This is a genomic window from Phaeobacter sp. PT47_59 (assembly GCF_028890025.1).
Taxonomy (GTDB): domain Bacteria; phylum Pseudomonadota; class Alphaproteobacteria; order Rhodobacterales; family Rhodobacteraceae; genus Phycobacter.
Genome location: NZ_JARCJL010000004.1, coordinates 84231 through 108831, shown reverse-complemented (window position 1 = coordinate 108831; position 24601 = coordinate 84231). Strand labels below are relative to the sequence as shown.

General features: G+C 62.3%; 20 protein-coding genes and 2 tRNA genes. 11 read left to right on the top strand and 11 right to left on the bottom strand.

Annotation, left to right across the window (positions count from 1 at the left end; genetic code table 11):
• Positions 1-53: 53 nt before the first annotated feature.
• Positions 54-428 carry a CZB domain-containing protein gene (locus PXK01_RS05100; protein WP_274859116.1) on the bottom strand — a complete coding sequence of 125 codons (375 nt, stop codon included), beginning with the start codon at positions 426-428 and terminating at the stop codon, positions 54-56.
• Between the two features lie 161 nt (positions 429-589).
• On the opposite strand from PXK01_RS05100, the gene PXK01_RS05095 reads away from it, so the two are divergent.
• The gene (locus PXK01_RS05095; RefSeq protein ID WP_274859115.1) at positions 590-1723 is read left to right on the top strand and encodes a primosomal protein N' (replication factor Y) - superfamily II helicase; all 1134 of its coding nucleotides are present in this window, start codon (positions 590-592) and stop codon (positions 1721-1723) included.
• A gap of 54 nt (positions 1724-1777) precedes the next feature.
• Here PXK01_RS05095 and PXK01_RS05090 read toward each other — a convergent pair whose 3' ends face one another.
• Positions 1778-2197, bottom strand: coding sequence for an Hsp20/alpha crystallin family protein (locus tag PXK01_RS05090; protein ID WP_274846539.1), 420 nt, complete (start codon positions 2195-2197; stop codon positions 1778-1780).
• 137 nt (positions 2198-2334) lie between these two features.
• On the opposite strand from PXK01_RS05090, the gene PXK01_RS05085 reads away from it, so the two are divergent.
• The 8 genes from PXK01_RS05085 to PXK01_RS05050 all read left to right on the top strand — a co-directional run bounded on the left by PXK01_RS05085 (position 2335) and on the right by PXK01_RS05050 (position 11178).
• Positions 2335-3015 carry a nitroreductase gene (locus tag PXK01_RS05085; protein ID WP_274846538.1) on the top strand — a complete coding sequence of 227 codons (681 nt, stop codon included), beginning with the start codon at positions 2335-2337 and terminating at the stop codon, positions 3013-3015.
• Between the two features lie 34 nt (positions 3016-3049).
• Positions 3050-3496 carry a D-aminoacyl-tRNA deacylase gene (dtd, locus tag PXK01_RS05080; protein ID WP_274846537.1) on the top strand — a complete coding sequence of 149 codons (447 nt, stop codon included), beginning with the start codon at positions 3050-3052 and terminating at the stop codon, positions 3494-3496.
• A 349-nt stretch (positions 3497-3845) separates the two neighbouring features.
• Entirely contained in the window at positions 3846-5429 is a 1584-nt protein-coding gene (locus PXK01_RS05075) for an ABC transporter substrate-binding protein (RefSeq protein ID WP_274859114.1), read from the top strand.
• Position 5430: 1 nt separating this feature from the next.
• Positions 5431-6387 carry an ABC transporter permease gene (locus PXK01_RS05070; RefSeq protein ID WP_274846535.1) on the top strand — a complete coding sequence of 319 codons (957 nt, stop codon included), beginning with the start codon at positions 5431-5433 and terminating at the stop codon, positions 6385-6387.
• A complete protein-coding gene (locus PXK01_RS05065; RefSeq protein ID WP_274846534.1) occupies positions 6384-7241 on the top strand; it encodes an ABC transporter permease in 858 nt (285 codons plus the stop codon). The genes PXK01_RS05070 and PXK01_RS05065 overlap by 4 nt, the downstream gene beginning before the upstream one ends.
• A complete protein-coding gene (locus PXK01_RS05060; RefSeq protein ID WP_274859113.1) occupies positions 7238-8875 on the top strand; it encodes an ABC transporter ATP-binding protein in 1638 nt (545 codons plus the stop codon). Before PXK01_RS05065 ends, PXK01_RS05060 begins: the two co-directional genes overlap by 4 nt.
• A gap of 130 nt (positions 8876-9005) precedes the next feature.
• Entirely contained in the window at positions 9006-10220 is a 1215-nt protein-coding gene (locus PXK01_RS05055) for a TsoY family (seleno)protein (protein WP_274859111.1), read from the top strand.
• Positions 10221-10341: 121 nt separating this feature from the next.
• A complete protein-coding gene (locus tag PXK01_RS05050; RefSeq protein ID WP_274859109.1) occupies positions 10342-11178 on the top strand; it encodes an alkaline phosphatase family protein in 837 nt (278 codons plus the stop codon).
• Between the two features lie 46 nt (positions 11179-11224).
• Here the strand turns inward: PXK01_RS05050 and PXK01_RS05045 are convergent, their stop codons facing one another.
• The 4 genes from PXK01_RS05045 to PXK01_RS05030 all read right to left on the bottom strand — a co-directional run bounded on the left by PXK01_RS05045 (position 11225) and on the right by PXK01_RS05030 (position 16515).
• Positions 11225-12151, bottom strand: a complete 927-nt coding sequence (locus PXK01_RS05045; protein ID WP_274846530.1) for an alpha/beta hydrolase — start codon at positions 12149-12151, stop codon at positions 11225-11227.
• 120 nt (positions 12152-12271) lie between these two features.
• On the bottom strand, positions 12272-14179 hold the full coding sequence (locus tag PXK01_RS05040) for an acyl-CoA synthetase (protein ID WP_274846529.1): 1908 nt from the start codon (positions 14177-14179) through the stop codon (positions 12272-12274).
• Between the two features lie 197 nt (positions 14180-14376).
• The gene (locus PXK01_RS05035) at positions 14377-16176 is read right to left on the bottom strand and encodes an ABC transporter transmembrane domain-containing protein (protein ID WP_274846528.1); all 1800 of its coding nucleotides are present in this window, start codon (positions 16174-16176) and stop codon (positions 14377-14379) included.
• A 265-nt stretch (positions 16177-16441) separates the two neighbouring features.
• Positions 16442-16515 (bottom strand) — tRNA-Gly (locus PXK01_RS05030).
• A gap of 244 nt (positions 16516-16759) precedes the next feature.
• Between PXK01_RS05030 and PXK01_RS05025 the strand changes: the two genes are divergently transcribed.
• Both PXK01_RS05025 and PXK01_RS05020 read left to right on the top strand, forming a co-directional pair.
• On the top strand, positions 16760-17449 hold the full coding sequence (locus PXK01_RS05025; protein ID WP_274859107.1) for a sirohydrochlorin chelatase: 690 nt from the start codon (positions 16760-16762) through the stop codon (positions 17447-17449).
• Positions 17450-17696: 247 nt separating this feature from the next.
• On the top strand, positions 17697-20204 hold the full coding sequence (locus tag PXK01_RS05020) for a Hint domain-containing protein (RefSeq protein WP_274859106.1): 2508 nt from the start codon (positions 17697-17699) through the stop codon (positions 20202-20204).
• 81 nt (positions 20205-20285) lie between these two features.
• Here the strand turns inward: PXK01_RS05020 and PXK01_RS05015 are convergent.
• The 5 genes from PXK01_RS05015 to PXK01_RS04995 all read right to left on the bottom strand — a co-directional run bounded on the left by PXK01_RS05015 (position 20286) and on the right by PXK01_RS04995 (position 24599).
• Positions 20286-20359 (bottom strand) — tRNA-Cys (locus PXK01_RS05015).
• A gap of 127 nt (positions 20360-20486) precedes the next feature.
• The gene (locus PXK01_RS05010) at positions 20487-22100 is read right to left on the bottom strand and encodes an AMP-binding protein (protein ID WP_274859105.1); all 1614 of its coding nucleotides are present in this window, start codon (positions 22098-22100) and stop codon (positions 20487-20489) included.
• Between the two features lie 2 nt (positions 22101-22102).
• Positions 22103-23263: an acyl-CoA dehydrogenase family protein gene (locus PXK01_RS05005; protein WP_274859104.1), complete on the bottom strand. Its 1161-nt coding sequence runs from the start codon at positions 23261-23263 to the stop codon at positions 22103-22105.
• An 80-nt stretch (positions 23264-23343) separates the two neighbouring features.
• The gene (locus tag PXK01_RS05000; RefSeq protein WP_274846523.1) at positions 23344-24147 is read right to left on the bottom strand and encodes an enoyl-CoA hydratase family protein; all 804 of its coding nucleotides are present in this window, start codon (positions 24145-24147) and stop codon (positions 23344-23346) included.
• Positions 24144-24599 (bottom strand): MarR family winged helix-turn-helix transcriptional regulator, encoded by a 456-nt coding sequence (locus PXK01_RS04995; RefSeq protein WP_274846522.1) that lies wholly within the window; start codon positions 24597-24599, stop codon positions 24144-24146. Before PXK01_RS04995 ends, PXK01_RS05000 begins: the two co-directional genes overlap by 4 nt.
• Between the last annotated feature and the right edge of the window lie 2 nt (positions 24600-24601).

Sequence of the window (24601 nt, the reverse complement as noted above, 5' to 3'; positions counted from 1 at the left end):
TGGATGCAGGGACCACTCTACCGGGCCTGCCTGCAACCGGCTTGGCGCTTGGGTTACAAGCCCATGCGCCAGGCCATCATGTGGGTGGTCAGCTCCTTGGTCTTGAGCTCAAAAGGCGTGCCGGGCTGCAGATCCCGCTTGGCTGCGTCCAGGTCGCCACGCTCGATCTTCTGCGCGATGGCACCGGCAGCCTGGTGGAACTCGGCGTGCAGTTTCTTGGTGCGTTCGTAATTCGCATCGCCCGACAGGCCCGATTTGGTGCCAGGCGCATGCAGCCACTGGCCAAACTTGCACTTGTCATCCCGGCAAATGTCCCGCGAAGACGCCTCAAGCGGACCACCGGCAGAGGCCGTGCGCAATCGCAGCTTCCAGGTGCCATGCGCCTTGATCGCTTCGGAGATCTCTTTGCGGGTGGTTTCTGATGACATGGTAATACTCCTCATTAATCCTTTCCCGCTCTAACCTTTTCCGGGTTAAGCAGCTGCTAATCCGCGCCAGAAAAATCAGGCAAAAAGACAACATAGCGCATAAATATCAAAGTGATACGCCATATTCGCAATCGTGTTCAGTGACAGTCCGAGAGAGTCTCATGCCATCTTCCCCGCCTCCCCCGCCGGCCAGTGACAGCCCGCCGCCCGCCGCCCCGCATGAAACCCACCGATTTCCCTGCGAACAGTGCGGCGCCGACTACCGGTTTGATCCCAAGACCGCCACGCTGACCTGCAGCCATTGCGGACATGTGGAGAAAATCGCGGGCGGTCCCTGGCGCGGCGGGGCCTTGCGCGAGCTGGACTTTCGCGCCGCCCTGGATCGTCAGCTGCCCGAAGCGGATATGGAGATCACCCGCGTCTCCAAATGCCCCAACTGCGCCGCCGAGGTGGAATTCGACCCCACCACCCATGCCCGCGAATGCCCCTTCTGTGCCACCCCGGTAGTGACGGACACCGGCGAGAGCCGTCACATCAAACCAAAGGGCGTGCTGCCCTTTGCCCTGGAGGAGCGCAGCGCTCACAAGGCAATGACCGACTGGCTCGGCCGCCTGTGGTTCGCCCCGAACGGGCTGCAGGACTACGCGCGCAAGGGCCGCAAGATGGAGGGGATCTATGTCCCCTTCTGGACCTATGACGCCGATACCCAGAGCGCCTATCGGGGGGAACGGGGCACGGTCTACTATGTGACGGAAACCGTCATGGTCGACGGCAAACCCCAGGCGAAACAGGTGGCCAAGGTGCGCTGGAGACCGGTCTCGGGCCGGGTCAAGCGGTTTTTCGACGATGTGCTGGTGCTGGCCTCCCGCAGCCTGCCCAAACGCTATACCGACGCTCTGGAGCCCTGGGACCTGTCAGCCCTGGAACCCTATCAGCCACAATATCTGGCGGGCTTCAGGGCCGAAGCCTATGCGGTCTCCCTTCAAGAGGGATTCGACGAGGCGCGCGCCCATATGGACCGGGTGATCGAACGGGATGTGCGCTTTGACATCGGCGGCGACCGCCAGCGCATTTCCCATATCGATACCGAGGTCTCGGACGTCACCTTCAAGCACATCCTGCTGCCGGTCTGGCTGGCGGCCTATAAATACCGGGGCAAGACCTATCGGTTCGTGGTCAACGGGCAATCGGGCCGCGTGCAGGGCGAACGACCCTATTCCGCGTGGAAAATCGCGGCCGCTGTTGCCGTCGCCCTGATCCTGGTCGGCGTGGCGATATACTTCGGTAATCAATAGGTCGCCCCCCAAGCCCCGCCGATAGAGGCTTGGGGCACACCCCGCCAAGGCTGATCAGCCCTTGGAGATTTCAATCTTCTTTGCGGTCTCGGGCTTTTCCAGGGCCTTCTTGGGCACGCTGATATGCAGCACGCCGTCCTCCATCCGGGCGCTGGCCGCAGCGCCATCGGCATCCTCGGGCAGACGGAAAGCGCGGCGGAAGGCGCCGTACTGGCGTTCGCTGAAATACCAGGTATCGCCCTTCTTCTCGGTTGCGGTCTTCTTCTCGCCGCTGATGGTCAGGACGCCGTTGTCCACGGTCAGTTCCACATCGTCATCGGTGACGCCGGGCAATTCCATCGTGATGTCATAGGCCGTGTCGCCAGCCGAGGCTTCGGTTGCCGGATTCAGCCAATCCGCAACCCGCGAACCAAGAGCGCGAAAGGGATCATAGAGCGAGGGCCAAAACCCCGACTGTTCGGTCTTTTCCACCATTGATCTTCCTCCTGATTGAGATGAGCGGATGGTAACGCAACCCTGCGCCGAGCAGTTTGATCCAACTCAAATCGGGACTTGCGGCCCCTGCCCCCCGTGGCCATTGTGGCGCCGCGCAATGCGGAGGAGACCCCAGAATGACGACACTGCCCGACCTTGAGGCCCTGGACGCCCTTTTGAAAGAACGGCACAGCTGCCGGGCCTTCCTCCAAACAGAGGTAGAGCGTGGGGTGATCGAAGGGATCCTGCGCGCGGCACAGAAGGTCCCCTCCTGGTGCAATGCCCAGCCCTGGAAGGTGACCGTGACCCGCGGCGAAGAGACCGACCGCTTGCGCCAGGCCCTGACTGAAGCCGCGATGGCTGGGGGACACGCCCCCGACCTGGCCTTTCCCGCTGGCTATTCGAATGAATACCAGGCCCGGCGGCGCGAATGTGGCTGGACACTATATGAGGCGGTCGGCGTCGCCAAGGGTGACCGGGCCGGATCTGCGCGGCAGATGATGGAGAATTTCAACCTGTTCGGGGCGCCTCATTGCGCGATCCTCTCCTCCCCGGCGGAGCTGGGACCCTATGGCGCGATGGATTGCGGCGGTTTTGTCTCGGCCTTCACGCTAGCGGCACAGGCGGCCGGAGTCGCCACCGTGGCACAGGCTGCTGTTGCCTCCTATGCGCCGATGCTGCACGAGATGCTGGAGATCCCCGAAGACCGGCTGATCCTCTGCGCCATCAGCTTTGGCTATGCCGACACGTCGCACCCCGCCAACGGCTTTCGCACCAGCCGCGCGCCGCTGGATGACTTTGCAACCTGGCGCGGCTGATATCCCCCCACGCAAAAGCGACGAAAGGCCCCCGATGCGAGCCCTCATTCAACGCGTTTCCGAAGCCTCGGTCACCGTCGACGACACGGTGATCGGAGCGATCGACAGCGGCCTTCTGGTCCTGGTCTGCGCCATGCAGGGCGACGGGGTGGCCGAGGCCGAGCGGATGGCCGCCAAGGTCTCGAAACTGCGCATTTTCCAGGATGAGGCGGGCAAGATGAACCGCGCGGTTGGCGACATCGGCGGCGCGGTTCTGGTGGTCAGCCAATTCACCCTGGCCGCCGACACGCGGCGCGGCAACCGTCCCGGTTTCTCGACCGCTGCCGATCCCGAGACCGGCACGCGGCTTTATCAGCATTTCTCCAGAGCCCTGACCGAGCTTGGCCTGCCGGTGGAAACCGGCAGGTTTGGAGCCGATATGAAAGTGCGCCTGCTGAACGATGGCCCGGTCACGATCTGGATGGACACCGCCGACTGGTGAGCGCAGATTCTGCGGCTGCTGCCGCCGGTTTCGGCGAGCGATTCTGCGCAATTTTCTGGCTCAGGCAGGTTGCGCCCCCTTATCCACATCGCTTGTCGCCTCGCGCAAAAACGGCACCAAAATGTCGTTTTTGATCACTTTCCCTCAGCCAACGGTTTTCTTTCACAAAAATGCGGCATATCACTGCCAAAAGGCGACCCGTTGTCCCCGGCCCTGCCTGCACCAATGAAAGGGCGCACCGTAACGGCACGGGGAATAATGCTTGCGAGGTCGCTGCAAATGCGCAAATCTTGAATAACCAATCAAGAAATAAGCTGCGCGAAGCGGCACATTCAACTGGGAGATATCTATGAAAGATCAACTGCATTATCTGGCACGTCAGGCCGCCACTGGCATGATGAGCCGCCGTGAATTCATGGGCCGCGCCGCCGCATTGGGCCTCACCGCCGCCGCCGCAAATTCGCTGCTGTCCACCAAGGTGATGGCAGCGGGTCCGCAAAAAGGCGGCACCATCCGGGTCGGCCTGCAGGGCGGCAGCACCACCGACAGCCTGGATCCGGCGCTGGCGACCAACCAGGTGGCCCTGTCGGTGATCCGTCTCTGGGGTGAACCGCTGGTCGAACTGACCGACGATGGCGGCATCGAAGGCAAGGTGGCCGAAAGCTACTCCGCCTCGGCCGATGCGCGCGTCTGGACCTTCAAGGTGCGCCAGGGCATCACCTTCTCCAACGGCAAATCCGTCACCGCCGAAGACGTGGCGCAGTCGCTGGATCGCCATTCGGGCGAAGACACCAAGTCCGGCGCGCTGGGGATCATGCGCGGCATCAAGAACATCTCCACCGAGGGTGACAGCGTCATCATCGAGCTGGACACCCCCAACGCCGACCTGCCCTACCTGATGGCCGACTACCACCTGATCGTGCAGCCCGGTGGCGGCAAGGACGATCCTTCGGCCGCAATCGGCACCGGGCCTTACGTGCTGAAAGAAGCCGACATGGGCGTGCGCTTCGTGGCCGAGAAGAACCCCAACTACTGGGGTGACCTGGGCAATGCCGACACCATCGAATATGTGGTGATCAACGACAACACCGCCCGCGTGGCCGCACTGCAATCCGGTCAGGTGGACATGATCGACCGCGTGCCGCCGCGCACCGCGAAACTGGTCGGCCGCGCGCCGGGCATCAACGTGCATTCCACCAGCGGCCCCGGCCACTATGTGTTCATCATGCACTGCAACACCGCACCGTTTGACAACAACGACGTGCGGATGGCGCTGAAATACGGCATCAACCGTCAGGAAATGGTCGACAAGATCCTGAACGGCTTCGGCTCGGTCGGCAACGACACCCCGATCAACGCCTCCTACCCGCTCTACACCGAGTTCGAGCAGCGCGAATATGACCCGGACAAGGCCATGTTCCACCTGAAGAAATCGGGCCATGACGGCGAGATCCTGCTGCGTACCTCGGACAACTCCTTCCCCGGTGCACCGGATGCGGCCGCCCTGTTCCAGCAGTCCTGCGCGGGCGCGGGCATCAACCTCAACGTCAAGCGCGAGCCGAACGACGGTTACTGGTCTGAGGTCTGGAACAAGCAGCCCTTCTGCACCAGCTACTGGGGCGGCCGTCCGACCCAGGACCAGATGTTCACCACCGCGTACCTCTCGACCGCCGACTGGAACGACACCCGCTTCAACAACGAGCAGTTTGACCAGATGCTGCTGGCGGCGCGGGCCGAGCTGGACACCGGCAAGCGGACCCAGATGTATGCGGATATGTCGACCATCCTGCGCGATGAAGGCGGCTTGATCTGCCCGATGTTCAACGACTTCGTCGATGCCACCTCGGACCGGATCGCGGGCTGGCTCGAGAACGTCAACGGCTTTGCCCTGATGAACGGCTACGCCCCGCACAGACTGTGGGTGAAGGCATAAGATGCCCCTCATTGCAAAACTGTTGGTCCAGCGCATCGCGCTGGGCCTTCTTCTCTTGTTCCTGGTCTCGGGGCTGATCTTTGCCGGCACCATGATCCTGCCCGGTGATGTGGCGCAGTCGATCCTGGGACAGTCGGCCACGCCCGAGGCGCTGGCCAACCTGCGCGCCGAACTTGGCCTGAACGAGCCGGCCATGCAGCGATATTTCAACTGGCTCGGCGGCATTCTGACCGGCGATCTGGGCACCGCCCTGACCAGTGGCACCGATATTGCCGAAAGCATCGGCAAACGCCTGTCCAACACGCTTTTCCTCGCCTTCTGGGCCGCCATTATCGCGGTGCCGCTGGCGATCTTCCTTGGCCTTCTTGCGGTGCGCTTCAAGGACCGCTGGCCGGACAAGATGATCTCGGCCGTCACCCTGGCCTCGATCTCGATCCCGGAATTCCTGATCGGCTATGTGCTGATGTACCTGATCGCGGTCAAGCTGCGCTGGTTTCCCTCGGTTGCGATGATCAACGACGGCATGTCGCTGGGGGACAAGCTGAGCGCCATCGCCCTGCCCGTGGCGGTGCTGACCCTGGTGGTACTGGCTCATATGATGCGCATGACCCGCGCCGCGATCCTCAATGTGATGCAATCGGCCTATATCGAGACGGCTGAACTCAAAGGTCTGAACGGCTTTCAGGTGATCTTCCGCCATGCCTTCCCCAATGCCATCGCCCCCATCGTCAACGTGGTGATGCTGAACCTTGCCTATCTGGTGGTCGGCGTCGTGGTGATCGAGGTGGTCTTTGTCTATCCCGGCATGGGGCAGTATCTGGTGGATCATGTCTCCAAACGGGATGTGCCCGTGGTGCAGGCCTGCGGTCTGATCTTCGCCGCTGTCTATATCGGGCTCAACATGGTGGCCGATATCGTCGCGATCCTGTCCAACCCGCGTCTGAGGCATCCGAAATGAAGAATATCCCCATTTCCGCCCTCATCGGGCTGTTCTTTACGGCGCTCTATTTCCTGATGGCGATCTTTGCGCCGCTCATCGCCCCCTATGGCATGGCCGAGGTGGTCGGCGATGTCTGGGAGCCCTCCCGCATCGAGATCATGCTGGGCATTGCCCCCGATGGCTTTACCGAGTCCCAATACTGGCTCGGCACCGACAACATCGGTCGAGACCTCCTCAGCCGGATGATCTACGGCGGGCGCACCACAATCTTCATCGCCACCATGGCGACGGTGGTTTCCTTCACCCTTGGGTCTGTGCTGGGCTTTTTTGCCGCTGTCACCGGGGGCTGGGTGGATCAGTCCCTGTCTCGTTTTGTCGATCTGGTGATGTCGATCCCGACGCTGATCTTCGCCCTGGTGGTGCTGTCGGTCACGCCGGTGACCGTACCGATGCTGATCATCGTCATGGGGCTGCTCGACTCCACCCGCGTCTATCGCCTGGCCCGCGCCGTTGCCGTGGATATCGAGGTGATGGACTACGTCGAAGCCGCCCGTCTGCGCGGTGAGGGCACCTCCTGGATCATCTTCCGGGAAATCCTGCCCAATGCCCTGTCGCCGCTGGTGGCCGAGATGGGCCTGCGCTTCATCTTCATGGTTCTCTTTGTCTCCACCCTGTCCTTCCTGGGTCTTGGCGTGCAGCCGCCCGAGGCCGACTGGGGCGGTATCGTGAAGGAGAACAAGGACGGCATCGTCTATGGCATTCCCGCCGCCCTGGTTCCCGCCTTTGCCATCGCAACGCTGGCGATTTCGGTAAACCTGGTGGCCGACTGGGTGCTGAACCGCACCACTTCGCTGAAAGGAGGCCGCGGATGAGCGATCCCCTCGTAAATGTCCGCGACCTCAAGATCGGTGCGACGGTCTACCCGCCGGGCGAGCGGCCCCATGACATTGAAATCGTGCATGGGGTCAGCTTCGATCTGCAAAAGGGCAAGGTGCTGGGCCTGATCGGTGAATCCGGTGCGGGCAAGTCCACTATTGGTCTTGCCTCAATGGCCTATGGCCGGGGCGGTGTGAAGATCACCGGCGGCGAGGTCTGGATCAACGGGCGTGATATCCTGCAGACCTCGGTCCGGGATGTGCGCGCCCTGCGTGGCGGTGAGGTCACTTACGTGTCACAATCCGCGGCGGCCTCCTTCAACCCGGCCAAGAAGATCATGGAGCAGGTGATCGAGGCCGCGGTCGAGCATGGCAAGTTCTCGAAGAAGGACGCCGAGGCGCGGGCGCGGGTGCTGTTTGCCAAACTCGGCCTGCCCGATCCGGACAATATTGGCGACCGCTACCCGCATCAGGTGTCGGGCGGGCAGTTGCAGCGCTGCATGACCGCGCTTGCGCTGTGCCCCGAGCCGGATCTGGTGGTCTTTGACGAACCCACGACGGCGCTGGATGTGACCACGCAGATCGATGTGCTGAAGGCGATCAAGGAAGCCATCCGCGACACCGGTGTGGCGGCGCTTTATATCACCCACGATCTGGCCGTCGTGGCCCAGGTCAGCGATGACATCATGGTTCTGCGCCACGGCGACATGGTGGAATACGGCGATGTGGACCAGATCATCAATGCGCCGCGCGAAGACTACACCAAGGCGCTGGTCTCGGTCCGCTCCATCGAACATGAGGAGAAAGCCCCTGCAGGCGATCCCGTCCTCAGCATCCGCAATGTGACCGCGCGCTACAAGGGCACCAAGTTCGACGTGCTGCACAATGTGAACGCCGATCTCTACCCCGGTCAGACCCTGGCGGTGGTGGGGGAGTCGGGTTCCGGCAAGTCCACCCTCGCCCGCGTGATCACCGGCCTTCTGCCGCCACGCGAGGGAGAGATCGAATTCGCAGGCCGCGTGCTCTCGCCCGATCTGGCCAGCCGCACGCGGGACGACTTGCGCGAATTGCAGATGATCTACCAGATGGCCGATGTGGCGATGAACCCGCGCCAGACCGTGGGCACCATCATCGGGCGCCCGCTCGAGTTCTACTTCGACATGAAGGGCGCCGAGAAACGCAAGCGCATCGTCGAACTATTGGACGAGATCGAGTTGGGCGAGGAGTTCATCGATCGCTACCCGGCAGAACTGTCGGGCGGGCAGAAACAGCGCGTCTGCATCGCCCGCGCGCTGGCCGCAAAGCCGAAGATGATCATCTGCGACGAGGTGACATCGGCGCTGGATCCGCTGGTGGCCGATGGCATTCTGAAACTGCTGCTGAACCTCCAGAAGATCGAGAACGTCGCCTATCTGTTCATCACCCACGATCTGGCCACAGTGCGGGCCATCTCGGACAATATCGCGGTGATGTACCAGGGCCGCGTGCAGCGCTATGGCAGCAAGTCAGAGGTGCTGTCGCCGCCCTTTGACGATTACACCGATCTGCTGCTGGGGTCGGTTCCCGAAATGCGTCTGGGCTGGCTGGAAGAGGTCATCGCCAATCGCAAGATGGAAAGTGCCGGCAACTGAGCCTGTCACCACTCCCGCCATAGATTGACCAGGGCCCGCAGATTTTGCGGGCCCTGCGTCGTTTTGCACCTTTATATTCCATTCTTGGCATGTAATTAATATTCTGAATTTGGAATACAAGGAGGGTGTAATGTCCCGTTCCTCTACCGCCTCACAGAATTATTCACCGACCTATTTCCTTGCCGCGCTTGGCGCGGGTGGACTTGCGGTCAGCTTTTTCATGTATCTGATGTTCTGGGTGCCGCACCCCGATCAGGCCGTCCCGGTGTTTGAAGACATCCTGAAGGCCTTTCTGACCGGATCGGTGCCGATGAAGGCCGCGATCCTGGTGGCCTGGATCGGCATTGCCGTCTTCGCATTCCTCAACATCAAATCGCTGATCTGGAACTTCACCGCGCTGGCGGCCTTCCGCAAGACCGATGCCTATGCGCAACTGCGCCAGACCAATGCCGAAAGCACCCTGCTGGCCGCCCCCCTGGCAACAGCCATGACCGTCAACGTGGGCTTCATCCTCGGGCTGGTCTTCGTGCCGGGCCTCTGGAGCATCGTCGAGTTTCTCTTTCCTGCCGCCATGGTGGCCTTTGTGCTGATCGGCATCTGGGCCTTCCGCCTGATCGGGGCCTTCCTGGGCCGCGTGCTGACCGAGGGCGGCGCCTTTGACATGACCGCGCATAACTCCTTTGCCCAGCTCCTGCCCGCCTTTGCCCTGTCGATGGTCGGCGTGGGCCTTGCCGCCCCTGCCGCGATGAGCGCGGCCACCACGGTGGTGGGCACCGCGCTGGTGCTGTCGACCTTCTTTGGCATCGCGGCCCTGGTCTATGCGATCTATGCCTCGGTGACGGCGTTCTCCTCGATGCTGATGCATGGCACCCACCGGGAATCCAGCCCCACCCTGATGATCATCGTGCCGCTGCTGACAGTGCTCGGCATCCTGTTCCTGCGCCAGGACCACGGGCTGCACACCAGCTTTGACGTCCATGGCAACCCGGCCGAGACGCTGACCTTCCTGGCGCAACTGCTGACCATTCAGGTCCTGTTCCTGATGCTGGGCTTCCTGGTTCTCCTGAAGCAGCGCTATTTCGACGACTTCGTGCTGGGCAGCAAAACCTCTCCCGGTTCCTATGCCCTGGTCTGCCCCGGCGTGGCCCTGACCGTGATGATGCATTTCTTCATCAACAAGGGGCTGGTGGGCAGCGGTATCATCGCCAAGTTCGACCTAGCCTACTGGATCCTCTGCCTTCTGCCGCTGGCGGTTCAGGCCATCACGGTCCTGCTGGTCCTGCGCCTGAACCGGCAGCATTTCGGCGCCGCAAAGGATGCGCCCAGCCCGATGCCCGCAGAATAATCAACCTGACCACTCGCGGAGGAAGCGGGCGGGATCTTCCCGCCCGTTTTCATATGGTCATTCCAGTTTTTTGCTGAAACTCTGACCGCATGCAGCAGGCCCAAGCAAAGGGATTCGAGACATGGACCGCAAACTCCTTCTCATCATTCTGGACGGTGTGCCCTGGCGCAATTTCCGCCGTCTGTTCGGCAACCTGGAAGGCTGGGTCGATAGCGGCGATGCCCGCGTCTGGAAGCACCGGGCGGTGCTGCCGTCGATCTCGGCCAGTTGCTATGCCTCGATCCACACCGGCGTTGCCCCGGCCGAACATGGCTGCACCGGCAATGGCAATGTCTTTCGCCTCTCCCACAAGGATGTCTTCACCCAGGTGCGCGCAGGCGGTGGTGTGACCGGCGCGGTGGCGCACAGCTTCTGGTCGGAGTTCTTCAATCGCCACCCGTTCGATTTTGTCCGCGACATCGAATATGACGAACCCGAAAGCGACACCATCAACCACGGGCGGTTTCACACCATGACCGGCTACGGGCTGATCAACCAGATGACGCCCTCGGATGTGGATCTCTTTGGCACGCTCACCAGCCTCGCCCATCGGTTCGATCTCAACTACGGGATGCTGCACACCTGCACGCTCGACAGCATGGGGCACCGGTTCTTCCATGACTGCCAGGAGATGGACCATGCCTGCGCCGTGATGGACGAGATGCTGGCCCCCTTCATCCCGCGCTGGCGCAAGATGGGCTACGAGGTGATCGTCACCGCCGACCACGGCCAGGACGAACGCGGCCACCACGGCGGGCGCAGCCCCTTGCAGCAGGAAACCGCGCTTTATTACTTTGGTGAGGCGGAAGGCCCGTCCGAGGACACGTTCATCGACCAGCTACAGCTCGCGCCGACGATCCTGTCTCGTCTTGGAGCGCCCATCGCTGAGACCATGAAGGCGAAATCCTTCCTGGCTTGAGCTCATCGGCCTGCCATAGTCGCAACACCAGGTCTTCTGGCCATTCTCAGTCGTAGGGCCAGATCTCTTGCCCCAGGGCCTCTACCGCGAGCGAAATCCGCTCAAAACTGGCGCGGGCGCGCTCTACCGAATGGCGGGCGCGCAGGTATCCATGGATCAGGCCTTCCTCGTTGACCCAATGCGCCTTGCCCCCGGCGGCCAGGATCCGATCGCGATACGCCCGGCTGTCATCCCGCACCGGATCACAATCGGCCGTGAACAGAACCGTCGGTGGCAGAGCGGAGAAATCACTGTCATGCAGCGGCGCAAATGTGGGGTCGCCCACAGGCAAGTCCCCACCCTCGCTGCGGATACGCTGGTAGTAGAGGATCTCGTCCCGCGTCAGCATCGGAGCCTCGGCATGCTCGATGTAAGAGCCTGAATTCACGTCGCCCCCAAAGGCACCGTAGATCAGCACCTGCCCCAGGATACGGTCGGTCGTGCCACGGGCGCGATGCGCAACAGCGGCACAGAGATTGGCCCCCGCGCTGTCGCCCGCCAGGACAATTCCCCCCTCGAATTCGGACAGGATCCATTCAAAGGCTGTCCAAGCATCCTCGAACATCGCCGGATGCAGGTGTTCGGGCGCAAGGCGATAATCGACCGCAACCACCCGGTACCCGGTCAGCGCACAGAGTTCGGCGCAGACGTCATCGTGACTTTCCAGACCGCCAACGACGAAACCGCCCCCATGGCAATACATGACCGTCCGGGTCGGATCGCCGGCCCAATAGATGCGAAGCGGCACGCTGCCTGCCTGGCAGTCTTCGACCTGCACAACATCGGGGCGCGGCGCCAGGAAGCTCTCGGCCATGGCATCGTAGATCTCGCGCTGTTCAGCCACCGGCCGCTCGGCGGTGTCGGGCGGGTAGTGGTCGGCGGTTCTGCGGATGAAGGCCCAGGTTTCCGCATCGATCAGCTGTTCATAATCCATGACGTTGGCGCCTCCTGTTCTGCATCCGCAGAGACTAGGCCACGTGTCGGCACAAAGGGAATGCCAAAACGGCAGAAAAGCGCCCTGGGGGACGCTTTTCGAACTCTCTCAGCCGGTCAATCAGGCCGCAGTCTGCGCCTTTGGCAGATGCTCCCAGGGACGCGTGAAACCGCCCAGGACCTGTCCGATCTCGGCATCGGAGGCGCCGTTGGCTTCGACCTGGGCGACAAGACCGCGTTTCTTGTCGTCGATCACCGCCTCGACACGGGTCGGAAGACCGGCCTTCAGCAGCGCCTCGTTGTAGATGCGGGTGATGGCGTTCTTGCGCAGATCCGGCTTGAAGACCTTGCCCACGGCGGTCTTGGGCAGCTCGTCCAGCACCGTCATGTGTTTGGGGATCGCCGCCCGTTCGTGGATGTGGACCTTGCAATAGTCCATCAACTCCTCCGGGGTGGCGCTGGCGCCCTCCACCAGCTCGACAAAGGCGCAAGGCACCTCGCCCGCGTGCAGATCCGGCTGGCCGATGGCCCCGGCAAAGGCCACGGCCTCATGACCCAGAAGCGCCTCTTCGATCTCGGCGGGGTCGATATTGTGACCGCCGCGAATGATCAGATCCTTGGCCCGGCCCGTGATCCAGACATAGCCATCGGCATCGATACGACCCAGATCGCCGGTGCGCAGATAGGTGTCGTGGAAGTAGAGATCGGCGTTCTTCTCGGCTTCGGTATAGGTATTGCCCGCATAGACGCCGGGGTTGGAGACGCAGATCTCGCCCACCTCATCGGTGGCACATTCGACCAGCCCGTCGGGGGTGGACTTGATGATCTTCACATCCGTGTAGGGAAACGGAATACCGATCGAGCCGATCTTCTTTTCCCCGTCCACCGGGTTACAGGACACAAGGCAGGTCGCCTCGGTCAACCCGTAGCCTTCAACGATATTGATGCCGGTCGCCTTCTCGAAGCGGCGGAACAGTTCCACCGGCAGCGGGGCAGAGCCAGAGAAAGCTGTCTTCACGGTCGAGATATCCGCATCCACCGGGCGCTGCATCTTGGCGGAAATCGCCGTGGGCACGGTGATGATGAAGGAAATCTTCCAGCGCTCCACCAGCTTCCAGAAATTGTCGAACACCCCGTCGCCGCGATAGCCCTGCGGGGTGGGGAACACCACATGCGCCCCGGAGGCCACAGCCGCCATGACGATCACATGGCAGGCAAAGACGTGAAACAGCGGCAGAGGACACATGATGTTGTCCTCTTCGGTGAAGAGCAGGCTGTGCCCGATCCAGCCGTTGTAGATCATGCCGGAATAGGTGTGCTGGGCCACCTTGGGCATGCCGGTTGTGCCACCGGTGTGGAAATAGCAGGCCACACGGTCTTCGGTGCTGTCGGCGAATTGCAGGGTGGTGGGCTGTTTGCGCAGCTCCTTGGTGAAGCTCTTGTAATCGGCGTGGGCCAGCTGCGCCTTGTTTTCCAGCTTGGGGCGCACCAGCGGCACGATCCAGGATTTCGGCGGCGTCAGATAGCGGTTCAGATCCACTTCCAGGATGGTGTTCACATGGGGCGCGTGGCGCACCGCCTCGGCCACCTTCTGAGCCACATCCGTCTTCGGGAAGGGTTTCAGCGTCACCACCACCTTGGCATTGGTTTCGCGCAGGATCGATGCGATCTGTTCCGGCTCCAGCAGCGGGTTGATCGGATTGACGATCCCTGCCACGGCACCTGCCAGCATGGTCACCAGGGTTTCGGTACAGTTGGGCAGCACATAGGCCACCACGTCCTTCTCACCGACGCCCAACTCGCGGAACATATTCGCCGCCTGGGTCACCTGATCCTTGAGCTGGCTCCAGGTCAGGGTCTCGGCCTTGTCATTGGGGCCTGAGAAGATCTGGTAGCTTGTCGCGTTGTTGTTCGGGAAATTGCCCGCGGTACGCGACAACAGCCCGTAAAGGGTGGTGGGCAGATCCCGCTCACCCCACGGCATTTCATTTTCAATCGCCTTGGTGTCTTCCAACGTGGCAAACGCCATTGATAACCTCCCCTGCCCCCGTTTTCGGGGGATTGTCTCCTTCGCATAAAATGATTGGAAAACCCGCGCGGTGCAAGCGCGTCGCAAGGGTCACGTCAAGGCAAGCAGCCTTTTTTACAGCTTTATTTGGCGGCCAAGCGGTGCTGGACAGCAGGACGGCCATGCCAGAGGGTGCCAGCGGGGTGCAGACCGCAGGTTTACTCGGCGGCAAGCCCGTCGGTGAACTGCAGTCGAGCCAGACGCGCATATAGCCCGCCCTCGGCCACCAGCGCGTCATGGGTGCCGGTGGCGACGATGCGCCCCTGGTCCATCACCACGATCCGGTCGGCCTTTTTCACCGTCGCCAGGCGGTGGGCCACGATCAGCGTTGTGCGCCCCTGGCTCAGCTCATCGACGGCGGCCTGCACCAGGCGTTCGCTTTCCGCATCCAGCGCCGATGTCGCCTCGTCCAGAAGCAGAACCGGCGCATCGCGCAGGATTGCACGGGCAATGGCAATGCGCTGTTTCTGGCCACCTGACAGCATCACACCACGTTCCCCGACAAAACTGTCGTATCCCTCAGGCAGCGCCGAGATGAACTCATGCGCGGCGGCGGCCTGGGCGGCGGCCTCAACTTCGGCATCAGTGGCATCGGGGCGGCCAAAGCGGATGTTTTCACGCGCCGAGGCTGCAAATATCACCGCATCCTGCGGCACCATGGCGATATGCTTGCGGAAGGCATCGCGCTGCAGATCGCTGAGCGCAATACCGTCCAGCCGCACCGCGCCTGCGTTCGGGTCATAGAAGCGCTGGATCATCTGAATGATCGTCGTCTTGCCCGCGCCCGAGGGGCCGACGAAGGCAACGGTTTCCCCCGGCTGGATCTCAAGGGAAACATCATCCAGCGCCAGCACATCGGGGCGCGCGGGATAGCGGAACATCACGTTCTCGAACCGGATCTCACCGCGCACGGGCTGTGCCAGCGCCTTTGGAGCCGCGGGATCGACCACCGGATCCTTGGCGTTCAACAGTTCGACCAGACGTTCGGTGGCACCGGCGGCGCGCTGCAACTCGCTCCAGATCTCGGACAGGGCCGCAACCGATCCCGCCACCAGAACCGAATAGATCACGAATTGAACCAGGGTGCCCTCGCTCATGATGCCGGCCCGCACATCGACAGCACCCATCCACAAGACCCCGACAATGCCGGAAAACACCAGAAGGATGACGATCACCGTCAGATAGGCCCGCGTGCGGATCCGTTTCTGCGACACGTCATAGGCGGTCTCGGTCATCTGGGCGAACTGCTGGCGGCTGGCGTCCTCATGGGTGAAGGCCTGCACCGTCTGCACCGCGCCCAGCGCCTCACCGGCATTGCCGGAGGAGGCCGCGATCCAGTCCTGGTTTTCGCGGCTGATTGCCCTCAGGCGCCGCCCCAGAACCAGGATCGGCACGATCACGGCAGGCACGATCAGCAGGACCAGCCCCGTCAGCTTGGCCGAGGTCAACAGCATCAGGATCAACCCGCCCCCGAACAGAAGCATGTTGCGCAGGGCGATGGAAACAGAGGAGCCCAGAACCGATTGAATGAGCGTGGTGTCGGTGGTGATCCGGCTCAGCACCTCGCCGGTCATGATCTTTTCGTAGAACTCGGGGCTCATCCCGATCACGCGGTCAAAGACCGCCTTGCGGATGTCCGAGACGACCCGCTCGCCCAGACGCGTGACCAGCGCATAGCGCAGGCCGGTGCCCACGGCCAACAGGGCGGCCATGCCCAAGGCAGCCAGGAAATACTGGTTCAGCAGCGCATTGTCCGAGATGCGGAAGTTGTCCACCACCCGGCGCACCGCCAGCGGCAGGCTGAGGGACACGCCCGCCGTCAGAACCAGGGCGCAGGTGGCCAGGAACATCAGGGCGCTATAGGGGCGCATGAAGGGCCAAAGCGCTGCCAGCACGCCGATCTTGCGCGATCCCTGCCGCTCTTCGTTTGCGTTCGGTGCTGCCGTCCTGCGCGCCATTCCTGATCCTTATTGCATGTCCCCTCGCGCGGCCCGCCGCCGTACGATCCATTGTGGTTCATGGCCTTGCCAGCCCCATAGGTCAAGCATTGAGGCCGAGGGCATCTGGCCGCATGTCTTTAGACGTGATGCCGCGACGGTTCTGGACCACCCGCCAGAGAGGCCCAAAACGGGCCACAAGACTGCCAAAACGGGCCACAAGACTGGCCCTCAGCACGGCAAACAGCCATGGCAAAGCATCTCATCTTGATCGCGGAAGAGGTTTTGGAGCGGGTAGCGGGAATCGAACCCGCACCTTAAGCTTGGAAGGCTCTTATGATACCATTTCACCATACCCGCCCGGGGTGATGCGTGATTTAGGTGAAGCCGGTGACGAGGTCAACCACCTTCTTTTACGCCCCAGCCCTGAACCGGACCTTTGGCAAAAACTGTTCTGTAGCAAGGAAATTCCGGGAAATCACATGTCGGCATTGATCCGATCCGGCCCGGCTTGCGTATCCTTGTTGTTTCGTCTTTGACTGGCGCATAGACCCGCCCGCGCTTTGCCGCCCGAATTGCCGTACCGACCTGAAAGCCACAGCACATGCCCGCCAGAAAAACGGCGATCCTGACCGCCCACGGACAACCCTCCACCCCCGAGCCGCCCGAACGGGCGCTTGCCGCCCTGGCACAGGAGGTCAGCGGCCATCTGCCCGGTTGGGAGGTGCGATCGGCCACGCTGTCCAGTTCCGGCAAGCTGGAGAGCGTGATGGAGGAGGATGCCGTGATCTATCCGTTCTTCATGGCGCGGGGCTGGTTCACCGCCAAGGTGCTGCCCGAACGCCTGAAGGGGCGCAGCTACCATCTGGCCTGCCCCTTTGGCCTTGACCCCGACCTGCCGCGCCTTGCCGCCCAGGCCGTTCAGCAGGAAACCGGGTGGGGCGAGGCCAATGCCACGGTACTGCTGGCCGCGCATGGCTCTGCCCGTGGCCCCAAGGCCGCCGAATCCGCCCAGACATTCGCGGCGCGTCTGGCTGCGCTATTGCCGGGGGCAAGGATCGAACCGGCCTATGTGGAACAATCCCCGGGGATCGAAGAGGTCGCGCGCAGCCTGCCCGCCCATACGCTGTGCCTGCCCTTCTTTGCCCAAAGCGGCGATCACGTGCGCCAGGACATCCCGGAAGCCCTGACCGCCGCCGGTTTTGCCGGGCAGGTGCTGCCGGTCCTTGGCCAATTGCCGGGAACGGCACAGCTGATCGCCGCAGCGATTTCCAGAACCGACCAGGCTCTCTAGGCTCATCCCCCATTCATCCTGCACGCCCTGGGCCCCAAAGCCACGCCAGCGCAGAGCGGCATGTGTAAACCGCCAATATTCCTAAATTTTTATCACATTTCTCTTTTCTCGATTTGCCACGGCAACCGATGATTCACTCTTCATTATAGCCATTGGTATACCCCTGACGTTCGGCACTCCGGGTCACAAAGCTCTCCCCTTTCGCGCCCGGCTGCCGTCGAACGAGTATCAGGATCGAGATGACGCCATGACCCGACCAGAGTGGGTAGATGACCTTGTTGCCAGCCTCACCGGCACCAACCGAGCAGACATTCTGGGCGGCAGCACCGGCAACGATACGATCGACGCCGCACGCGGTGACGACACGGTTGCTGGTGAAGAAGGTGATGATGTCATCGACGGCGGTGCCGGGAATGATGTCATCTATGGCGACATGGGCGACGGCTTTGATCAAGGCGTTGATGCCAGCCCGCTGGTCCTGGATATCAACAACATCGAAAGCGTGTCCCACGATGGCTTCCTCGGCTCTGCCGGGGACAGTGCTGTCTTTCGCGACGTCGCCACACTACCCGATGGCAGCACGGTCTGGGGGCGGCTGGTTCTGGTCGAAAAGGACAACCCCAACCTTCTGGTCGAATTCGGATATGCACAAGGGGCAGAGATCCTTCTGGATGGCGACCAGTCCGGGGACCGCGCCACCTTCCGGCTTGAGTTCTTTGATCCTACCACCGGCGATCCCGTCTACCTGAACTCCACCGCCACCTTCAACGACGTCGATGACAACCGCAGCGGCGGTCACAGCGACCCGGAAGCCGTCATCGTCGATGGCAACAGTTTCACCTCCTTCGGGGTCTCGTCCGATTCTTCGCTGAACACCGCGACCGATGGCAACATGGTCACCGCCACCGGCACCGAAGCGAACATGTATACGGACCAGGATGCCTGGTTCTCTGCCCAATTCGAAGACCGCTCCTCTATCGAGTTCACCCTGCAGACCCGCGTCGGCCTGTCCGGTTTCACACTGTCTGGCGATCTGATCGACGACGCTGTCGTGACTGTCATCGAACAGGGCGCGGATACGATCCTGGGCGGCGATGGCGATGACGTCGTTTATGGCCAGGGCGGCAATGACTCCCTGTTCGGCGAAGAGGGTAACGATAGTCTGGATGGCGGCGACGGCGATGACGTCATGGATGGCGGCGTCGGCAATGACACCATGATGGGGGGAGACGGCGGCGATACCATCGCGGGCGGCGAAGGCGACGATTATATCGAAGGCGGCGCGGGCGACGACTATCTGACCACGGGTATTGGCAACGACACCCTACTAGGTGGCGAGGGTGACGATACGCTGCGAAACTCGGCTGGCGATGACAGCCTTGTCGGCGGCGTCGGCAACGACAGCATCGTGGCCACCGACGGTAACGACACGCTGGATGGCGGCGATGGCAATGACACGCTTTACGGCGGCAACCACAACGACCTGCTGATCGGCGGCGCGGGCGACGATCTGATGTTCGGCGAGGCGGATGCGGACCTCTTCCAGGTGTCGGATGGCTTCGGCAATGACACGCTGACCGGTGGCGAGGCCGGGATCGACTTCGACAAGGTCGATCTGACCGCCGTAACCACCGGCGTTTCTGTCACCTATACGGGCGATGAGGCCGGCACCATCACCGATGGCGCGGATACCATCACCTTCTCGGAAATCGAAGCGCTCGACCTGACCGATCAGGCGGATGTCGTCGATGCCTCTGCCGATAGCGCCGGTGTCGAGATCAACGCAGGCGCAGGGGATGACACCATCCGGATGGGCGCCGGAGATGATGTGATCTATACCGGCGCCGACTACGACCAGGTTGTGCTGACCGCCTCGGGCGGCGTCGATACCATCAAGGACTTCGATCTTGGTGATGATGACGCCGACACATTCTACAATGACCAGCTTGATGTATCCGAGCTGACCGGAGGCTCCGGCCCCGGCGGTGCCGTCCGCACCAGCGATGTGTCCGTTTCCGACGATGGCTTTGGCAATGCGCTGCTGTCCTTCCCAGGCGGCGAACAGCTGGTGCTCACTGGTGTGGCACCTGGGCAGATCGCCACCCACGCGCAGCTGTTTTCGGCCGGCATTCCCTGTTTCACACCCGACGTTCGGCTGACGACCGATCGCGGCACTGTACCCGCCGGGCAGATCCAGGTGGGCGACATGCTGCAAACGGCGGACAACGGGTTGCAGCCGGTGATCTGGGTCGGCAAGCGCACGCTCAGCCCGGAGGAACTCGCCCGGCGCCCGCATTTGCGCCCCTACCGCCTGCGCCCCCACAGCCTGCTTGCGCCCAAGCGGCCCATGTTGCTGTCTCCTCAGCACCGGCTGCTGGTCAACAGCAGCACCTTTGAACGCGACGTGGCCTTCGGGGAAAGCTTTGTTTCGGCCAAGATGCTGTCGGGCCTTGATCCCAACTGCCGTCAACTGGTCTCGCCGCACCGCGGGGTCACCTATGTGCACCTGATGACCGAACGCCACGAGGTCGTCTTTGCCGAGGGCATCGCAACCGAGACCTTCTGGCCCGGCCCCGAGGCCATCCGCGGCCTATCTCCGGACAACATGCGCGAGCTGTTCGAGCTGTTTCCCGCATTGGCAAAAACACAAGGCATGACGGCCAAGGCCGGGCGCCGCAAGGTCCTGCGCACCTACGGCGAACTGGCCCGCCTGCCGCTGAAACAGCGCGACCTGAAACACCTCCACGCGGCGTAACCTGTACGGTGCAACAACAGCCCGAAATCGCGCGCAGGCACTACATTGGCTGCCATATCGCCTAAATCGCTGATTGAGGTGTGGAGGCGAGTACCGGAATCGAACCGGTGTACACGGATTTGCAATCCGCTGCGTCACCACTCCGCCAACTCGCCTTCTGCCTTGAACCAAGGTCTTTGTGGTGTGGCGCAGGACGTAGCGTGATTCATGACCAAGTACAAGTCCAAACATGCCAAGGATTTCTTCGGTGCCCGCCCGTGAAAGACAGGCACCACCAATGGTCTACACCTTCAGGCGGAACCGCTGGATCTTGCCGGTTTCCGTCTTGGGCAGGGCCTTGGTGAAAACCACGGAGCGCGGGTACTTGTACGGTGCGATGGTGGATTTCACATGGTCTTGCAACAGCTTGACCAGCGCGTCTGACGGCACATGCGCCGACGTCAGCACCACATGCGCCTCGACGATCTGACCACGGGCCTCATCGGCAGCACCGATGACGGCGCATTCGGCCACCGCCTCGTGGGACAGCAGCGCGGCCTCCACCTCGGGGCCCGCGATATTGTAGCCAGAGGAGATGATCATATCGTCGTTGCGGGCGGCAAAATGCAGGTAGCCCTCCGCATCCATCATGAAACTGTCGCCGGTAACGTTCCAGCCGTCCTGAACATAGGTCGACTGGCGGTCATCCGCCATGTAGCGGCACCCGGTTGGCCCCTTGACCGCAAGGCGGCCGATTTCCCCACGCGGCGCCTCGTTGCCCGCCACGTCCAGCACCCGCACCTGGTAGCCGGACACGGGTTTGCCGGTGCAGGCCGGTTTGTGATCATCGAAGCGGTTGGAAATGAAGATATGCAGCATCTCGGTGGCACCGATCCCATCCAGCATCGGCTTGCCGGTCTTTGCCATCCATTCCTCGTAGACCGGCGCAGGCAGGGTCTCCCCGGCGGACACGGCAGCACGCAGAGAGGAGAGGTCCGCCCCCTCCTCCATCGCGCGCAGCATCACGCGGTAGGCAGTCGGCGCAGTAAAGCAGACGGTGGCCTTATACTTCTCGATGATCTCGATAAGGTTCGGGGGCGATGCATTTTCCAGCAGGGTTGCCGCGGCGCCAAACCGCAAGGGGAAGATCGCAAGCCCGCCGAGGCCAAAGGTGAAAGCTAGGGGCGGCGAGCCGACAAAGATATCCTCGGGCTGCACGTCCAGCACTTCGCGGGCATAGCCGTCGGCGATGATCAGAAGATCCCGGTGGAAATGCATGGTGGCCTTGGGCGATCCGGTGGTGCCGGAGGTGAAGCCCAATAGAGCCACATCATCGCGGCCCGTCCGCACCGCCTCATAGGTCACGGGTTTTTCCAGCGCCAGCCGGTCCAGTTCCGCATCGTGGTTGGAGGTTCCATCAAAGCCCACCACCGAGGTCAGGAACTCAGAGGTCTTGGCGCAGGACACCAGTTCATCCATCAGTCGGGTATCACAGAGCGCATGGGTGATCTCGGCCTTGTCGACGATGGCCGACAATTCGCCCGCGCGCAGCATCGGCATGGTGTTGACCACCACAGCGCCCGCCTTGGTCGCCGCCAGCCAGCAGGCCACCATGGCCGGGTTGTTGGCCGAGCGGATCAGCACCCGGTTGCCCGGTTTGACGCCCAGATCATCGGTCAGCACATTGGCGAGCCGGTTGGTCCAATCCGACAGTTCCTTGTAAGTGCGCCGCCGCCCGTTGCCGATCAGGGCTGTGTGATCGCCAAAGCCCTTGTCGACCATGGCATCGGTCAGCTCCACCGCCGCGTTCAGATGATCCGGGTAGTCGAACCCATCCAGCAGAAACTCGGGCCACAGATCGGCTGGCGGCAGGTTGTCCCGGGTGAAACTGTCGATATGTGCCGTCGGTCCCAGCATGATCACTTCCCCTCCTGAAAGGCGCCAAGGGTCTGGCGTGCAATCACCACCCGCTGCACGTCCGATGCGCCCTCGTAGATGCGCAGGGCGCGGATATCACGGTAGAGTTCCTCCACCTTCTGACCGTGTCGCACACCATCACCGCCATGCAGCTGCACCGCCCTGTCGATGACCTGCTGAGCCTGATCGGTGGAGAACAGTTTCGCCATCGCGGCCTCGCGGGTCACGCGGGCGGCACCGGAATCCTTGGTCCAGGCGGCGCGGTAGACCAGCAGCGCGGCGGCATCGACATCCAGCGCCATGTCGGCGATATGCCCCTGCACCATCTGCAGATCGAACAGCGGTGCCCCCTGCACCTGACGGGAAGTCACCCGCGCCAAGGCCTCGTCCAGGGCGCGTCTGGCAAAGCCAAGCGCGGCGGCGGCCACGGTAGAGCGGAACACATCCAGCACCGACATGGCGATGCGGAACCCCTGCCCCGGCGCACCGATCATCGCGCTTTTTGGAATGCGGCAATCGGTGAAGCGCAGCGTCGCAAGCGGATGCGGGGCAATCACCTGCTGGCGTTCGACCACCTCAAACCCCGGCAGACCCGCAGGCACGATAAAGGCCGACAGCCCCTTGGCACCTGGCCCCTCTCCAGTGCGGGCAAACAGCGTATAAACGTCCGCAATCCCACCGTTAGAGATCCAGGTCTTTCCTCCATTTAATACATAATCATCACCATCAAGGGTCGCGGTCATGGTGGAATTTGCCACATCCGAACCAGATTGCGGCTCCGTGAGGGCAAAAGCCGAAATCGCCTGCCCGGATCGCGTCAATGGCAGCCATTCCGCCTGCTGTTCCGCATTCCCAAACAGAGAAATCGCCCCGGTTCCAAGGCCTTGCATGGCAAAAGCAAAGTCGGCTAGCCCATCGTGGCGCGCCAGCGTCTCGCGGATCAGGCACAGGCTGCGAACATCCAGGCGCTCGCCCTCTTGAGCGCCGGAATATCGCGCCCAGCCGCCCTGGCCCAGTGCCGAAACCAGCGTCCGGCAGGCCGCGTCGGTGTCGGAATGGCCTATCCCGCCCAGATTCCCTTTGGCCCAGGCCTCAAGATCCGCGGCCAGCTGCCTGTGGCGATCCTCGAAAAAGGGCCAGTTCAGAAATGTCTGATCCGCCATGGTTGCACTCCCTGTTGGCTGTCTTATGCAGCTCTTTCTTGATAAAACGCCCGCCAAGATGGCTTGGCGGGCGGGTCGTCTCAGTCACCCTCGAAGACAGGTTTTTCCTTGTTTACAAAGGCATGGTAGGCGCGCTCAAAGTCGGCTGTCTGCATGCAGATCGCCTGCGCCTGGGCTTCGGCCTCGATCGCCTGCTCAATCGACATCGACCATTCCTGCGCCAGCATGGTCTTGGTCATCATGTGCCCGAAATTCGGCCCCGCCGCGATGCGCGTGGCCCAGGCGCGCGCCTCTGCCGCCAGTTCATCCGCCGCAACCAGCTTGTTGTGGAACCCCCAGGCGGCGCCCTCTTCGGCGCTCATGGAGCGACCGGTGTAGAGAAGTTCCGCCGCACGCCCCTGCCCGATGATCCGGGGCAGGATGGCGCAGGCGCCCATATCGCAGCCAGCAAGGCCGACGCGGGTGAACAGGAAGGCGGTCTTTGCTTCAGGCGTTGCGATCCTCAGATCCGAGGCCATGGCGATGATCGCCCCCGCGCCCACGCAGATCCCATCGATGGCGGCAATCACCGGTTTGCCGCAGTTCACAATCGCCTTCACCAGATCCCCGGTCATGCGGGTAAAGGCCAGCAGCTCTTTCATGTTCATCTTGGTTAAAGGACCAATAATATCATGAACATCGCCGCCGGAGCTGAAGTTGCCACCATTGGAGGCGAAGACCACCGCCTTGATATCATCGTCATAGTGCAGGGCGCGGAACCAGTCGCGCAGCTCGGCATAGCTGTCAAAGGTCAGCGGGTTCTTGCGTTCGGGGCGGTCCAGCGACACCGTCGCGATGCCATCCTCGACGCTGCACAGGAAATGTTTGGTATCCGTTGAAATCATCCGTTCTTTTCCTTGTTTTCCAGTCGGCGAGCCACCGCATCCAGCGCCTCTGCCATGGCTTGGGCGGCATCCGGGGAGACATCCGCAAACATCTGGTCGATCCAGCCTTCATGGGCGGTCGCCTGGCGCGCAAACTCTGCGCGCCCCTGATCGGTCATCCGCACAAGGCTCGCCCGGCGATCCCCCGGCACCGGTGCGCGCTGGACGTGACCATCCTCGACCAGCCGTTCGATGATGCCGGTGACATTGCCATTGGAGACCTTCAGCACGCCCGAGAGCTGGCTCATCTTCAGCCCCTCCTCGTGCTGGACCAATGCCGCCATCACATCAAAGCGCGGCAGCGTGGTTGCAAAGTCCCGACGCAGGTTCTCGCGGATTTCGCTTTCCACGGCACGGGTTGCCTTCAGCACCCGTAACCATAGCCGCAATCTGTCTTTTGAAGTCTCAGGCACGG

Bases quoted from the DNA above. Each gene is read 5' to 3' on its own strand.
- PXK01_RS05070 (WP_274846535.1), top strand. From the start codon at position 5,431: ATGCCCCTCATTGCAAAACTGTTGGTCCAGCGCATCGCGCTGGGCCTT.
- PXK01_RS05055 (WP_274859111.1), top strand. From the start codon at position 9,006: ATGTCCCGTTCCTCTACCGCCTCACAGAATTATTCACCGACCTATTTC.
- dtd (WP_274846537.1), top strand. From the start codon at position 3,050: ATGCGAGCCCTCATTCAACGCGTTTCCGAAGCCTCGGTCACCGTCGAC.
- PXK01_RS05085 (WP_274846538.1), top strand. From the start codon at position 2,335: ATGACGACACTGCCCGACCTTGAGGCCCTGGACGCCCTTTTGAAAGAA.
- PXK01_RS05020 (WP_274859106.1), top strand. From the start codon at position 17,697: ATGACCCGACCAGAGTGGGTAGATGACCTTGTTGCCAGCCTCACCGGC.
- PXK01_RS05095 (WP_274859115.1), top strand. From the start codon at position 590: ATGCCATCTTCCCCGCCTCCCCCGCCGGCCAGTGACAGCCCGCCGCCC.
- PXK01_RS05000 (WP_274846523.1), bottom strand. From the start codon at position 24,147: ATGATTTCAACGGATACCAAACATTTCCTGTGCAGCGTCGAGGATGGC.
- PXK01_RS05075 (WP_274859114.1), top strand. From the start codon at position 3,846: ATGAAAGATCAACTGCATTATCTGGCACGTCAGGCCGCCACTGGCATG.
- PXK01_RS05065 (WP_274846534.1), top strand. From the start codon at position 6,384: ATGAAGAATATCCCCATTTCCGCCCTCATCGGGCTGTTCTTTACGGCG.
- PXK01_RS05010 (WP_274859105.1), bottom strand. From the start codon at position 22,100: ATGCTGGGACCGACGGCACATATCGACAGTTTCACCCGGGACAACCTG.
- PXK01_RS05005 (WP_274859104.1), bottom strand. From the start codon at position 23,263: ATGGCGGATCAGACATTTCTGAACTGGCCCTTTTTCGAGGATCGCCAC.
- PXK01_RS05050 (WP_274859109.1), top strand. From the start codon at position 10,342: ATGGACCGCAAACTCCTTCTCATCATTCTGGACGGTGTGCCCTGGCGC.
- PXK01_RS05100 (WP_274859116.1), bottom strand. From the start codon at position 428: ATGTCATCAGAAACCACCCGCAAAGAGATCTCCGAAGCGATCAAGGCG.
- PXK01_RS05090 (WP_274846539.1), bottom strand. From the start codon at position 2,197: ATGGTGGAAAAGACCGAACAGTCGGGGTTTTGGCCCTCGCTCTATGAT.
- PXK01_RS05045 (WP_274846530.1), bottom strand. From the start codon at position 12,151: ATGGATTATGAACAGCTGATCGATGCGGAAACCTGGGCCTTCATCCGC.
- PXK01_RS05035 (WP_274846528.1), bottom strand. From the start codon at position 16,176: ATGGCGCGCAGGACGGCAGCACCGAACGCAAACGAAGAGCGGCAGGGA.
- PXK01_RS05040 (WP_274846529.1), bottom strand. From the start codon at position 14,179: ATGGCGTTTGCCACGTTGGAAGACACCAAGGCGATTGAAAATGAAATG.
- PXK01_RS05060 (WP_274859113.1), top strand. From the start codon at position 7,238: ATGAGCGATCCCCTCGTAAATGTCCGCGACCTCAAGATCGGTGCGACG.
- PXK01_RS05025 (WP_274859107.1), top strand. From the start codon at position 16,760: ATGCCCGCCAGAAAAACGGCGATCCTGACCGCCCACGGACAACCCTCC.